13 protein-coding genes are annotated in these 11,638 nt (G+C 72.8%); 6 read left to right on the plus strand and 7 right to left on the minus strand.

All coding sequences use genetic code 11. The features are described from left to right. Positions 1-192: 192 nt before the first annotated feature. Both ACSDG8_RS09425 and ACSDG8_RS09430 read left to right on the plus strand, forming a co-directional pair. A complete protein-coding gene (locus tag ACSDG8_RS09425) occupies positions 193-1,785 on the plus strand; it encodes an RNA polymerase sigma factor (RefSeq protein ID WP_210893051.1) in 1,593 nt (530 codons plus the stop codon). 245 nt (positions 1,786-2,030) lie between these two features. After that, positions 2,031-2,264 (plus strand): DUF7455 domain-containing protein, encoded by a 234-nt coding sequence (locus ACSDG8_RS09430; protein WP_089153815.1) that lies wholly within the window; start codon positions 2,031-2,033, stop codon positions 2,262-2,264. Positions 2,265-2,416: 152 nt separating this feature from the next. On the opposite strand, the gene ACSDG8_RS09435 is transcribed toward ACSDG8_RS09430, so the two are convergent. The 3 genes from ACSDG8_RS09435 to ACSDG8_RS09445 form a co-directional block, all read right to left on the minus strand. Beyond that, positions 2,417-4,150: a DEAD/DEAH box helicase gene (locus tag ACSDG8_RS09435; RefSeq protein WP_210893054.1), complete on the minus strand. Its 1,734-nt coding sequence runs from the start codon at positions 4,148-4,150 to the stop codon at positions 2,417-2,419. 178 nt (positions 4,151-4,328) lie between these two features. Then, positions 4,329-4,979, minus strand: coding sequence for a trimeric intracellular cation channel family protein (locus ACSDG8_RS09440; protein WP_210893056.1), 651 nt, complete (start codon positions 4,977-4,979; stop codon positions 4,329-4,331). A 40-nt stretch (positions 4,980-5,019) separates the two neighbouring features. Then, the gene (locus ACSDG8_RS09445) at positions 5,020-5,238 is read right to left on the minus strand and encodes a DUF3039 domain-containing protein (protein WP_091419950.1); all 219 of its coding nucleotides are present in this window, start codon (positions 5,236-5,238) and stop codon (positions 5,020-5,022) included. Positions 5,239-5,326: 88 nt separating this feature from the next. Here ACSDG8_RS09445 and ACSDG8_RS09450 point away from each other — a divergent pair, with 88 nt between their 5' ends. Both ACSDG8_RS09450 and ACSDG8_RS09455 read left to right on the plus strand, forming a co-directional pair. Further along, entirely contained in the window at positions 5,327-6,259 is a 933-nt protein-coding gene (locus ACSDG8_RS09450) for a pseudouridine-5'-phosphate glycosidase (protein ID WP_210942868.1), read from the plus strand. Further along, positions 6,256-7,152 (plus strand): carbohydrate kinase family protein, encoded by an 897-nt coding sequence (locus ACSDG8_RS09455; protein WP_210942867.1) that lies wholly within the window; start codon positions 6,256-6,258, stop codon positions 7,150-7,152. The genes ACSDG8_RS09450 and ACSDG8_RS09455 overlap by 4 nt, the downstream gene beginning before the upstream one ends. A gap of 39 nt (positions 7,153-7,191) precedes the next feature. Here ACSDG8_RS09455 and ACSDG8_RS09460 read toward each other — a convergent pair whose 3' ends face one another. After that, positions 7,192-7,548: a DUF3099 domain-containing protein gene (locus ACSDG8_RS09460; protein ID WP_210942884.1), complete on the minus strand. Its 357-nt coding sequence runs from the start codon at positions 7,546-7,548 to the stop codon at positions 7,192-7,194. Positions 7,549-7,655: 107 nt separating this feature from the next. On the opposite strand from ACSDG8_RS09460, the gene ACSDG8_RS09465 reads away from it, so the two are divergent. Beyond that, positions 7,656-7,967 (plus strand): hypothetical protein, encoded by a 312-nt coding sequence (locus ACSDG8_RS09465; RefSeq protein ID WP_210893064.1) that lies wholly within the window; start codon positions 7,656-7,658, stop codon positions 7,965-7,967. Continuing rightward, complete coding sequence (locus tag ACSDG8_RS09470) at positions 7,957-8,268, plus strand: hypothetical protein (RefSeq protein ID WP_013284778.1); 312 nt, start codon at positions 7,957-7,959, stop codon at positions 8,266-8,268. Before ACSDG8_RS09465 ends, ACSDG8_RS09470 begins: the two co-directional genes overlap by 11 nt. Before the next feature lie 4 nt (positions 8,269-8,272). Here ACSDG8_RS09470 and ACSDG8_RS09475 read toward each other — a convergent pair whose 3' ends face one another. The 3 genes from ACSDG8_RS09475 to ACSDG8_RS09485 all read right to left on the minus strand — a co-directional run bounded on the left by ACSDG8_RS09475 (position 8,273) and on the right by ACSDG8_RS09485 (position 11,498). Beyond that, complete coding sequence (locus tag ACSDG8_RS09475) at positions 8,273-9,505, minus strand: low temperature requirement protein A (RefSeq protein WP_210893066.1); 1,233 nt, start codon at positions 9,503-9,505, stop codon at positions 8,273-8,275. 71 nt (positions 9,506-9,576) lie between these two features. Further along, positions 9,577-10,161, minus strand: a complete 585-nt coding sequence (locus ACSDG8_RS09480; protein ID WP_400326391.1) for an HhH-GPD-type base excision DNA repair protein — start codon at positions 10,159-10,161, stop codon at positions 9,577-9,579. A gap of 116 nt (positions 10,162-10,277) precedes the next feature. Then, positions 10,278-11,498, minus strand: coding sequence for a S8 family peptidase (locus ACSDG8_RS09485; RefSeq protein WP_210893070.1), 1,221 nt, complete (start codon positions 11,496-11,498; stop codon positions 10,278-10,280). Between the last annotated feature and the right edge of the window lie 140 nt (positions 11,499-11,638).

The raw sequence follows: 11,638 nt of genomic DNA on the forward strand, positions 1-11,638 counted from the left end.
ACCGCCGGTCGCCGTGCGGCGCGGGATGATCGCGGCAGACGGCGTTACAATTCACCCTGCCCACGCGCCACGGACCGCCAGCGACCGGACGGCCCGGGACACGGGGGTCCTCAACGACTCGCCCGGCACGGCCGTCCCATGCTGCGCCGGACGACCCGGCCGTGCTCGCTCTTTCGCCTCCGGAAGGTCTTCGTGACAGATCCCCGCCAGACCGGCGCCGACGTTCGCTCGCTCACCGACACCCTGATCGCCCACGCGCAGAGCGCCGGCGGTCAGCTCACGTCGGCCCAGCTCGCGCGCACCGTCGAGTCCGCTGAGGTGACCCCGGCCCAGGCCAAAAAGATCCTCCGCGCGCTCTCCGAGGCAGGCGTGACTGTGGTGGTGGACGGCTCGGCGAGCACCCGCCGCCGCGTCGCCGCCGCCCGCTCCGCCACCCCTGCCTCCCGTGCGACCACGGCCAAGACCACCAAGAAGGCCGCCGCGCCCGCCCCGAAGCAGGCGCCGGCCGCCGAGGAGTCGCCCGCCCCGGCCCCCCGGAAGGCGACCGCGCGCAAGGCCACCACGGCCGACGTCGCCAAGGCCGCCGCCCCGGCGAAGGCCACCAAGGCGACCCGCGCCACCAAGGCCACGGTGGCCGCCAAGACCGCCGCGGCGAAGGCCGGCGGCAAGGCCGAGGGCGCCGAGGGTGAGATCGACCCGGAGGAGCTGGCCGCCGCGATCGAGGACGTGGTGGTCGAGGAGCCGGCCGAGCTGACCCAGGCCGCCGAGGCCGACGCGGCCAGCTCCGCCACCGACAACGACTTCGAGTGGGACGACGAGGAGTCCGAGGCGCTCAAGCAGGCGCGCCGGGACGCCGAGCTGACCGCTTCCGCCGACTCCGTGCGGGCGTACCTCAAGCAGATCGGCAAGGTTCCGCTGCTCAACGCCGAGCAGGAGGTCGAGCTGGCCAAGCGGATCGAGGCCGGCCTCTACGCCGCCGAGCGGCTGCGCGCCGCCGACGAGGGCGAGGAGAAGCTGGTCCGCGACCTGCAGCGCGACCTGATGTGGATCTCCCGGGACGGCGAGCGGGCCAAGAACCACCTGCTGGAGGCGAACCTGCGGCTGGTGGTCTCACTGGCCAAGCGCTACACCGGTCGCGGCATGGCCTTCCTCGACCTCATCCAGGAAGGCAACCTCGGCCTCATCCGCGCCGTCGAGAAGTTCGACTACACCAAGGGCTACAAGTTCTCCACCTACGCCACCTGGTGGATCCGCCAGGCCATCACCCGCGCCATGGCCGACCAGGCCCGCACCATCCGTATCCCGGTGCACATGGTCGAGGTGATCAACAAGCTCGGCCGGATCCAGCGCGAGCTGCTCCAGGACCTGGGCCGCGAGCCCACCCCGGAGGAGCTGGCCAAGGAGATGGACATCACACCGGAGAAGGTGCTGGAGATCCAGCAGTACGCCCGGGAGCCCATCTCGCTGGACCAGACCATCGGCGACGAGGGTGACAGCCAGCTCGGCGACTTCATCGAGGACTCCGAGGCGGTCGTCGCTGTCGACGCGGTGTCGTTCTCGCTGCTCCAGGACCAGCTCCAGCAGGTCCTCCAGACGCTGTCCGAGCGTGAGGCGGGCGTGGTGCGGCTGCGCTTCGGCCTCACCGACGGTCAGCCGCGCACCCTGGACGAAATCGGCCAGGTGTACGGCGTGACCCGGGAACGCATCCGGCAGATCGAATCGAAGACCATGTCCAAGTTGCGGCACCCCTCGCGTTCCCAGGTGCTCCGCGACTACCTGGACTGACCGCCGGACGTCAACAGTTCGTGCCGGTTTGATCACCAGCCGTACAACACTCATCGGTGATCGATCGGTTGCCTGTTTGTGATCGTTGACGTGGCACCCTTGGTGCACGGCACACTGTCTCCCACGCCATGTGTGACCTCGGTCCCCCGCGGGCACACAGGGAAGGCAGGGCCCGAGAAGGGTGTTGCACGATAGGTGAGCAACCGAAGAGAGTGTTCATCGGTGACGACCAGAGGAGGAAGGCGATGACCCCGACCCTCACGCCGCCGCCCGAGACGGTGAGCCCCCCGGCCGCCGATGAACGGTGCGACCGCTGCAATGCTGCCGGCAAGCTCCGGATCACCCTCTCGGGTGGGAGTGAGCTGGTGTTCTGTGGGCACCACGCGAACAAGTACGCGGAGGATCTCGTGAAGATCACCGTGCGCTACGCGTCGGACCCGGAGTTCAGCTGGCGTGGCGCCGATCTGATGGCGAACTGAGGTCCGACAGGAAATCCACATCACGACATAACCGGCCGGAGGCACCCACACGGGTCGCCTCCGGCCGGTTTTTCGTGCGTCGCCCCGCGTGGGTCCCATGGTGTTAACAAGGGGCCCCTGCACTACCGGAGGCGTTAAGAGGGGGCCCTTCCTTACAGGGTCTGCACGGTGGCGATGCGCTCCTCGAGCTGCTCGATCGTGGCCTGCGCGCTGGGCGGGCCGCCGCAGATCCGGCGCAGCTCGGCGTGGATCTTGCCGTGCGGCTGGCCGGTGTGGTGGTGCCGGGCGGCCACCAGAGCGTTCAGTTGCCGCCGTAGCGCCACGCGGCGCTGGGCGGCACTCATCGGTGGGGGCGCCGCCGCCGGGGCCGCAGCGGCCGGCTCAGCGGTCCGCTGGGCGGCCCGGCGCTTCTGCGCGGCGATCTGCTCGGCCTGCCGCTTGGTCAGCAGCAGCGAGACCTGGTCGGCGGTGAGCAGACCGGGCAGCCCGAGGTATTCCTCCTCCTCGGGCGTACCGGCCTGGGCTGCGGTGCCGAACGACGCGCCGTCGAAGATCACCTGGTCCAGCTCGGCGGTGGCGGAGAGCGCGGCGAAGCGCTTCTCCAGCTCTCCGCTGGCGCCGTCGTCGCGCTGGGCGCGCTCCAACAGGTCGTCGTCGAAGCCCTCGCGGTCCTTCGGCTTGCCGAGCACGTGGTCCCGCTCGGCCTCCATCTCGCTGGCCAGCCCGAGCAGGTGCGGCACGCTGGGCAGGAACACCGATGCGGTCTCGCCGGAGCGGCGGGCCCGGACGAACCGGCCGATCGCCTGCGCGAAGTACAGCGGGGTGCTGGCGCTGGTCGCGTAGACGCCGACGGCGAGCCGGGGGATGTCGACGCCCTCGGACACCATCCGCACCGCGACCAACCAGCGTTGCTGGGAGGCCGCGAACGTCGCGATCCGCGCGGACGCGCCCTGATCGTCGGAGAGCACCACGGCGGCCTTCTCACCGGTCACCTGCTCCAGCAGCTTCGCGTACGCGCGGGCCACCTGCTGGTCGCTGGCGATGACCAGGCCGCCCGCGTCCGGCATGCCGTTGGCGCGCAGCACGCTGAGCCGGGCGTCGGCGGCGCGCAGCACCTGCGGCATCCAGTCGCCGGCCGGGTCCAGCGCGGTACGCCACGCCTGGGCGATCAGGTCCTGTGTCATCGGCTCGCCGAGCCGGGCCGCCAGCTCCTCACCGGCGTTGGTGCGCCACCGGGTCTCTCCCGAGTACGCCAGGAACAGCACCGGCCGGACCACGCCCTCGCGCAGCGCGTCGGAGTAGCCGTAGACCGAGTCGGCGCGGGAACGCAGCAGCCCGTCCCCGCCGCGTTCGTAGCTGACGAACGGGATCGGGTTGTCGTCGGAGCGGAACGGCGTGCCGGTGAGCATCAGGCGGCGTACCGCGGGCTCGAACGCCGCCTTGACGCCGTCGCCCCAGGTGCGGGAGTCGCCGGCGTGGTGGATCTCGTCGAGGATGACCAGCGTGCGCCGGGTCATGGTGCGCCGGCGGTGCACCTGCGGCGCCATGCCCACCTGGGCGTACGTGACGACCGCGCCGTGGAAGTCGGCGGCGGAGTGCAGGTCGGCGTTGCGGAACGCGGCGTCGAGCTGGATGCCGACCCGGGCGGCTGCCTGCGCCCACTGGGTCTTCAGGTGCTCGGTCGGCGCGACCACGGTGACCGCCTCGACGGTGCCGTCGGCGAGCAGCTCGGCGGCGATCCGCAGGGCGAAGGTGGTCTTACCGGCGCCGGGCGTGGCGACCGCTGTGAAGTCCTCGGTCCGGCGGCGCAGGTATTCCACGAGCGCCTTGCGTTGCCAGGCGCGCAGGGGCGGGAACGTGTCGAGCGTCGGCATCCGCGGTGGCACGCGTAGCTCCTCTCCGCCGCGGACGGCGGCGGGCCCGACCGGGGCCACGGGAGCCGCCGCCCATGAAAACGCCCTCGCGCATCCGGTGCCGCGAAGGCCGGTTCAGCATAACCAGCGCGGGCCGTACGCCCCAGCCGACGCCACGCCTGTCACATCCGCCCACCCCGGCGCACGGCGGTCAGGGCAGTGGTCCCCGGGTGCCGGTTTGCGGCGGCCGCAGCGTCGCCACGGGCGCGGACCAGCGCCGCCGCAGCGCGATCAGGCGCAGCCCGAACACGAGCAGGGCGGCGGCGGTGAGCGGCGCGGCGGTCGCCTGTCCCGAGGCCGACAGAAGCGCCACGGTGACCGCTCCGGCGAGCGCGACGAGGGCGTAGATCTCCCGGCGCAGCACCACCGGGATCTCGCCGGTGAGCAGGTCGCGGCCCAGCCCGCCACCGATTGCGGTGAGCATGCCGATCATGCAGGCGCCGACCGGCGGCACGGCGGCGTCGAGGGCCTTGAGCGTGCCGATGACTGTGAACAGGCCGAGGCCGGCGGCGTCGAGCACCAGCACCGTGGTGCGCAGCCGGGCGAGCTGCGGGTGCAGCCAGAACACGGCGGCGGCGGTGAGGGACGCGGTGGCGGCGTACCGCCAGTCGGCGAACGCCAGCGGGGGAACCTCGTCGATCGCCAGGTCGCGGAAGATGCCGCCGCCGAGCGCGGCGACCACGCCGACGAAGACGACGCCGAACAGGTCGAGCCGTTTCGCCACCGCCGCGGAGGCGCCGGAGGCGGCGAAGACCGCCACGCCGGTGAGGTCGGCGAGGAGCAGGGCGGTGGAGGTGGTCACCGCCGCAGGTTACGTGCGCGGGCCGCGACGCCGACCGGCATCACTCGCGGTACGAGTCGTAGATCTCCTTGCACTTGGGGCAGACCGGGGAGCCCGGCTTGGCCGCCTTGGTGACCGGGAACGTCTCGCCGCAGAGCGCGACCACGTAGGTGCCCATGACGGCACTCTCGGCGATCTTCTCCTTGCGGACGTAGTGGAACATCTCCGGACCAGTGTCCGCGTCCTTCAGCTCGGGACGCTCGAGAATCTCTGTGCTCACGACTCCACCTCCGGCGTTCCAGTTTTGCAGGTCGGTCCGTCCTGGTCCACCTGGGCCCCGGGCGGGAGCGGCCCGTACGGTAGCCGACGTGACCAACTTTCACATCAGTCTCGGTAGTGAGGTGGCCGACGCCCTGCGCGACGGCCGTCCGGTCGTGGCGTTGGAGAGCACGATCGTCTCGCACGGGCTGCCCCGGCCGGACAACCTGCGCGTGGCGCGCGAGATCGAGCAGGCGGTACGGGACGCGGGGGCGGTGCCGGCCACCATCGGCATGGTCGCCGGCGAGCTGCGGGTCGGGCTGGACGACGCCCAGCTCACCCGCCTCGCGACTGTCGACGGCGTGAGCAAGCTCTCGGTCCGCGACCTGGCCCCGGCGGCGGCCACCGGCGCGGACGGCGCCACCACCGTTGCGGCCACCAGCGCGGTCGCGGCAGCGGCCGGGATCGGCGTGTTCGCCACCGGCGGGCTCGGCGGCGTGCACCGGGAGGCGGCGCAGACGTTCGACGAGTCGGCCGACCTGGTCACGCTGGCCCGGACCCCGATCGCGGTGGTCTGCGCCGGGGTGAAGTCGATCCTCGACGTGGGCGCCACGCTGGAACGGCTGGAGACGCTCGGGGTGGGCATGGTCGGCTACCGCACCCGCCGCTTCCCCGGCTTCTACCTCACCGACGCCGGCTTCGACCTGGACTGGTCGGTCGAGTCGCCGGAGCAGGTGGCGGACGTGCTGGCCGCCCGCGCGGCGCACGGCGTGCACCACGGCGGTCTGGTGGTGGCCAACCCGCTGCCCGCCGACGAGCAGCTCGACCCGGCGCTGCACGACCGCACGCTCGCCGAAGGGCTGGCCGCGCTGGCTCGGGAAGGGGTCACCGGCAAGGCGGTCACGCCGTTCCTGCTGTCGCACTTCCACGCCGCCACCGAGGGCGCCAGCCTGGCGGTGAACGTCCGGATCATCCTGCGCAACGCCGACCTCGCGGCCCGGATCGCGGTAGCCGCGGCGACCCGCTCCACCGCCACCTCATGAGCGCCGCGCCGCGGATAGTCGTCGTCGGTGACGTGATCACCGACGTGCTCGCGGTCCTGTCCGGGCCGCTCGCCACCGGCTCGGACACCGCGGCCGGGATCCGGTTCAGCGGCGGCGGGCAGGCGGCGAACACCGCGGCCTGGCTCGCCGGGCAGGGCGCGGCGGTGACGCTGGTCGCCGCCGTCGGTGACGACGAGACCGGCCGGGATCGGGTGGCCGAGCTGACCCGCATCGGTGTGGACTGCGCGGTGGAGCGGCACGAGGGCTACCCGACCGGCACCGTCATCGTGCTCACCCACGACGGGGAGCGGACCATGGTCAGCCAGCGGGGCGCGAACCTGCGGCTGACCGCCGCGCACGTGGACGCGGCGCTGGCCGCGGCGCCCGACGCCGGGCATCTGCACCTGTCCGCGTACACCCTGTTGGACGTCGGGTCGCGCGGCGCCGGCCTGCGCGCGCTGGCCACCGCTCGCGCGCGCGGGCTGACCGTCAGCGTCGACGCGGCGTCCGCGGCGCCGCTGCGGCGCGTCGGCGGGGCGTTCCTGACCTGGGTACGCGACGTCGACCTGCTGCTGGTCAACACGGACGAGGCGACGGTGCTGGCCGGCGGGCTGGACCCGGCGGCGCAGGCCCGGGCGCTGACCGCGGTGGCGCACCGGGTGGTGGTCAAGCGCGGCGCGGCCGGCGCGGTCTGGGTGGAGCGCGGCGGCGTGGTGGAGTTCGCCCCGGCGCCGGGGGTGGACGTGGTGGACGTGACCGGGGCCGGGGACGCGTTCGCGGCCGGGCTGCTCACCGCCTGGCTGGCCGGCGCCGATCCGCGCGCGGCGCTGGCCCGCGCCGGCGACCTGGGCGCGCTGGCGGTGACGACAGTGGGCGCCCGCCCCACCCCCTGATCCGGGCGGCCGGTCCGGGTGGCGCTCCGCCCGGGCCGGTCAGGGCTCGGCGTCGATGATCTTGTGCGGGTGCTCCTGCGTGGTCAGCGCCGTGGGGTCGGGCTCGTCCTGGTGCCGCGGGCGGAACCGGTTCGCCAGCCGGTGCTCCTCCTTGGGCGGCCGGTCGTTCGCGAGCAGCACGGCGAGCCAGGGCACGAGCACCATGCCGAGCGCGCACAACGGCAGCCAGAGCCAGAGCAGCGGTGCCTTCGCGCCGACCAGGATCGCGCCCGCCACCAGGCACGCGACCCGGATGGCCATCATCAGCACGTAACGCTTCTGCCGGCTGTTGAGCTGGTCGTCCTGGCTGCGCGGGGCGTCGGTGATCAGAATCGGCTGGTACGCCTGACGCTTCACCACGGACCTCCTACGAGGGGATACGGCTCATCCTGTCACTCCGGACGGATGATCGGCGAAATTCGTGACGACCGGTCGCGTGTTACGTGCGTGGTACGCTTCGATCCGTGGCCAACCGGTTCAGCTTCACCGACGAGGCGCTGGCGAACCTGCGGGTCTACGACGTCACACCCGGGGAAGTCTGGGAGGCCCTGCACAGCAGGCACCGGGTCATCCGGCACCTCGGCGACGACGTGATGGTGGTCTACGCCACCGAGCACCGTGGCCGGCGGCTCGCCGTGCTGCTGGCCGAGGCCGACGGCACCGACAACGACTGGGACATCCTCTCCGCCCGCGAACTGAGCGACGTCGAGGCCAAGCGCTACGACGAGGCGGTGCGGAACTCACGCCGACGAGGAGGCGGTCACAATGCACCGTGACGAGGCGACCAAGCGGTTCCACGCCGGGGGCGACGCGTTCGCCGACCTGATCGACGACACGTCACCGGCGCAACTGCCCACCCCCGACACCGACGTGCCGATGGTCAGCCGGTCGGTCCGGCTGCCGCTTGAGACGTACGAGCGGGTCCGCGCCGCCGCCGACGCGCGCGGCATCGGCGTGACCACGCTGATGCGGCAGTGGATCGAGGCCGGCCTGGCCGACCTGGACGACTCGGCCACCGTCTCGCTGGCCGACGTACGCCGCGCGCTGGCGTCGCTGTCCCGCCCGACCGCCGCCTGACGGCTCACGCCTCGGGGCCGCCCTCGCCGAGCGTCTCCCGGCCGATCGGCGAGGCGGAGGACTCCGGCGGCCGGTGCCAGGCCCGGCGGGCGTCGGCGAGCGCGACGAGCGCCAGCACGACGGCCACCGCGCCGAGCGCGACCATCGCCGGCACGGTCACCAACGCGGGCAGGAGCAGCAGCAGGGCCAGCAGCCCGGCCAGCCGGGGGCGTGACACCCGGCCGAAGATCTCGTACTCGAACCGGGAGCGGGCGGCCAGGAACAGCGCCGGGCCGCCCACCACGAAGACCAGCCAGTTCGGCCGGGCCGTGTCGTACGGGTGGGCGATGACCAGCTCGTAGCCGACTGCGGCGCCGATCACGCCGAGCACCATGAACAGGTGGGTCTGCGCCGCCGACTCGGCCAGCCGCCCCGGCGTGCCGGCCGTCCGCAACGCCTCCACCAGCAGGTGGCCGGCCCGGTGGAAGTAGATGCGCCAGAGCAACGCCGTGATCACGAACGAGAGCGCGAACGCGGTGGCCGCCTCGCCGGAGAACTCCTCTCCGCTGTAGGTCACGCCGATCACCAGGATCGACTCGCCCAACGCGATGAGGAAGATCTGCTGGTAGCGCTCGGCGAGGTGCTCCCCGGCGACACGCCACTGCCGGATGCGGGACGCCCCGAGCCACGGCAACGGCCAGCCCAGCAGCGTGCCGAGATGGTCCACCGCCAGCGCGACCACCCACAGCGCCAGGCGCGGGCCGGGCATCAGCGCGCCGGCGATCCACAGCGGGGCGCTGACCCCCGCCCAGACGGCAAGCCGCACCGGGACCAGCCGCCGCGGGTGGGCGCGCAACGCCACCGCGATCAGCAGCGGCCGGCCGACCATCACCACCACGTACGCCAGCGCGAACGGCAGCGCCCGCTCCTCCAGGGCGCGGGGCAGCGTCACGCCCAGCACCAGGCTGCCGAACATGGTGCCGACCACCACCGCCTGGATGACGACGCGCTCCGGCTCGTAGCGGCTGGTGACCCAGGTGGTGATCGTCCAGACCTGCCAGAGCACCAGGAACAGCAGCAGGGTCCGGCCCACGTCGGCGGCCACCGCGCCGGCCGAGCCGTCGATGCCGTCGATCAGGCGCTGCGAGACCCGGGTCAGCGCGAACACGAAGACCAGGTCGAAGAAGAGCTCCAGGAAGGTGGCCCGGCCGGGGCTGGACGCGGTACGCAGCAGCGCCCCGCCCCGCTGCTCGGCCATCGTCGCCCCCGTCCCCCGTCCTGGCAACAAACGACGCCGGCGGCGGGCCGGTTGCGGCGGCGGGCCGCGGATCAGCCCTTCGCGGCCTTCGCCTCCGCCTTCATCCGCTGCTTGAACTCGCGTACCCGGCGCAGCGACTCCGGATCGGTCACGTCCGCGACCGACCGGTGGGCGTCCGCGTCGCCGTAGTCGCCGGCCGCCTCGCGCCAGCCGTCCGGGGTGATCCCGAACCGCTTGCCGAGCAGCGCGACGAAGATCTGCGCCTTCTGCCGGCCGAACCCGGGCAGCTCACCGACCCGGCGCAGCAGTTCCCGCCCGTCGGTCACGTCCGACCAGAGCCGGGCCGGGTCGCCGTCGTACCGCTCGACGAGCGTCCGGCACACCTCCTGCACGCGGGCCGCCATCGCCTTCGGGAAGCGGTGCAGCGCCGGCGGACGGGCGAAGAGCTCCACGAGCGCCTCCGGGTCGTACCCGGCCAGCTCGGCGGCGTCCGGCTCGTGGCCGAGCCGCTGCGCCAGCACGTACGGGGAGGAGAACGCCTTCTCCATCGGCACCTGCTGGTCCAGCACCATGCCGAGGAGCAGGGCCAGCGGGCTGCGCGCCAGCAGTTCGTTCGCCTGCGGGTCGATGGGCAGGGAGAGCGTCATGGGAACCATAGTGCCGTCCCGTCCGGCGGTCGGGGCGCCGACTCCCCGACGACGTGACGCGGCCCGGCGGACCCCTGGGAGGTCCACCGGGCCGCGGCCCACGGTGTGGTCAGGTCACCGTGTCGTCAGTTGACGACGAAGAGCAGCCGGTTCGGCGAGCCCGAGCCCGGGCTGGTCACCTTGCCGGTGGTGGCGTTGCTGGTCAGGTAGCTGGCCACCTGAGCCGGGGTGTAGGAGGTGTTCGCGGACAGCACGAGCGCCGCCGCGCCGGCCACGTGCGGGGACGCCATCGACGTGCCGCTGATCGAGTTGGTGGCGGTGTCGCTGGTCCGCCACGCCGAGGTGATCGACGAGCCCGGGGCGAAGATGTCCACGCAGGAGCCGTAGTTCGAGTAGGAGGCACGGGCATCGGTGCTGGTGGTGGCGCCCACCGTGATCGCCGAGGCGACCCGGGCCGGCGACGAGTTGCACGCGTTGGCGCTGGAGTTGCCGGCCGCGAGCGCGTACGTGATGCCGGAGTTGATCGAGTTGGCCACCGCGTTGTCCAGCGTGCTGCTGGCGCCGCCGCCGAGGCTCATGTTGGCCACGGCCGGCTTCACCGCGTTCGAGGTGACCCAGTTGACGCCGCTGATCACGCCGGCGGTGGTGCCGCTGCCGGAGCAGTTGAGCACCTTGACGGCCACCAGGCGCACGCTCTTGGCCACGCCGTACTTGGTGCCGCCGACGGTGCCGGCGACGTGCGTGCCGTGGCCGTTGCAGTCGGTGTTGTTGGTGTCGACCGTGTTGGTGCCCCAGGTGGCCCGGCCGCCGAAGTCGCTGTGCGTGGTGCGGATGCCCGTGTCGATGATGTAGGCGCGCACGTTGCTGGCGGTGTTCGGGTAGGTGTAGGTGCTGTTCAGCGGCAGGTTGCGCTGGTCGATCCGGTCCAGACCCCAGGTGGCCCCGGTCTGGGTGCCCTGGGTGGTCATGACGCGGTCCTGCTCGACGTACGCGACGGCCGGGTCGGCGGCGAGCCGGCGGGCCTGGGCGGGCGTCATCTTCGCGCTGTAGCCGGTGAGAGCGGAGCTCCACACCGTGCCGACGTTGCCGCCGTAGCGCTTGGCCAGGCCGGCGGCCCGGTCCGGCACAGCGGTACGGGCGGCGAGGGTGTTCGCGGTGCCGACCGCGTCGCCCTTGAGCACGACCACGTAGCTGCCGCTGACGGCGTCGGCGGCGCCGGCGTACCGGACCTCCCCGGTGGGCGCGGCGAGAGCGGGGGTGGAGGCGGCGGCGGCGAAGGCCGCGGCGGCGGCCGTGACGGCGAGCGCACGCAGCGCGCGCCGCCGGGGAAGGGACACGTCGGGCATCGTCTGGACTCCCTACCGGGGCGGCCCGGTTTGTGCCCGGATCACCCCATCGACGGATGTTGGCAGGAATGCTAGCCAGAGATCGATAGACATGAAAGAGATAGCTGCCTATAGATGCGGTCCACGTTATGGATCGGCGG

Origin of the sequence: Micromonospora sp. LA-10 (assembly GCF_051853095.1) — a bacterium.
Lineage (GTDB): Bacteria > Actinomycetota > Actinomycetes > Mycobacteriales > Micromonosporaceae > Micromonospora > Micromonospora echinospora_A.

Excerpts from the sequence above, each read along its gene's own strand:
- ACSDG8_RS09430 (WP_089153815.1), top strand. The coding sequence starts at position 2,031 with ATGACCCCGACCCTCACGCCGCCGCCCGAGACGGTGAGCCCCCCGGCC.
- ACSDG8_RS09470 (WP_013284778.1), top strand. The coding sequence starts at position 7,957 with ATGCACCGTGACGAGGCGACCAAGCGGTTCCACGCCGGGGGCGACGCG.
- ACSDG8_RS09475 (WP_210893066.1), bottom strand. The coding sequence starts at position 9,505 with ATGGCCGAGCAGCGGGGCGGGGCGCTGCTGCGTACCGCGTCCAGCCCC.
- ACSDG8_RS09485 (WP_210893070.1), bottom strand. The coding sequence starts at position 11,498 with ATGCCCGACGTGTCCCTTCCCCGGCGGCGCGCGCTGCGTGCGCTCGCC.
- ACSDG8_RS09480 (WP_400326391.1), bottom strand. The coding sequence starts at position 10,161 with ATGGTTCCCATGACGCTCTCCCTGCCCATCGACCCGCAGGCGAACGAA.
- ACSDG8_RS09455 (WP_210942867.1), top strand. The coding sequence starts at position 6,256 with ATGAGCGCCGCGCCGCGGATAGTCGTCGTCGGTGACGTGATCACCGAC.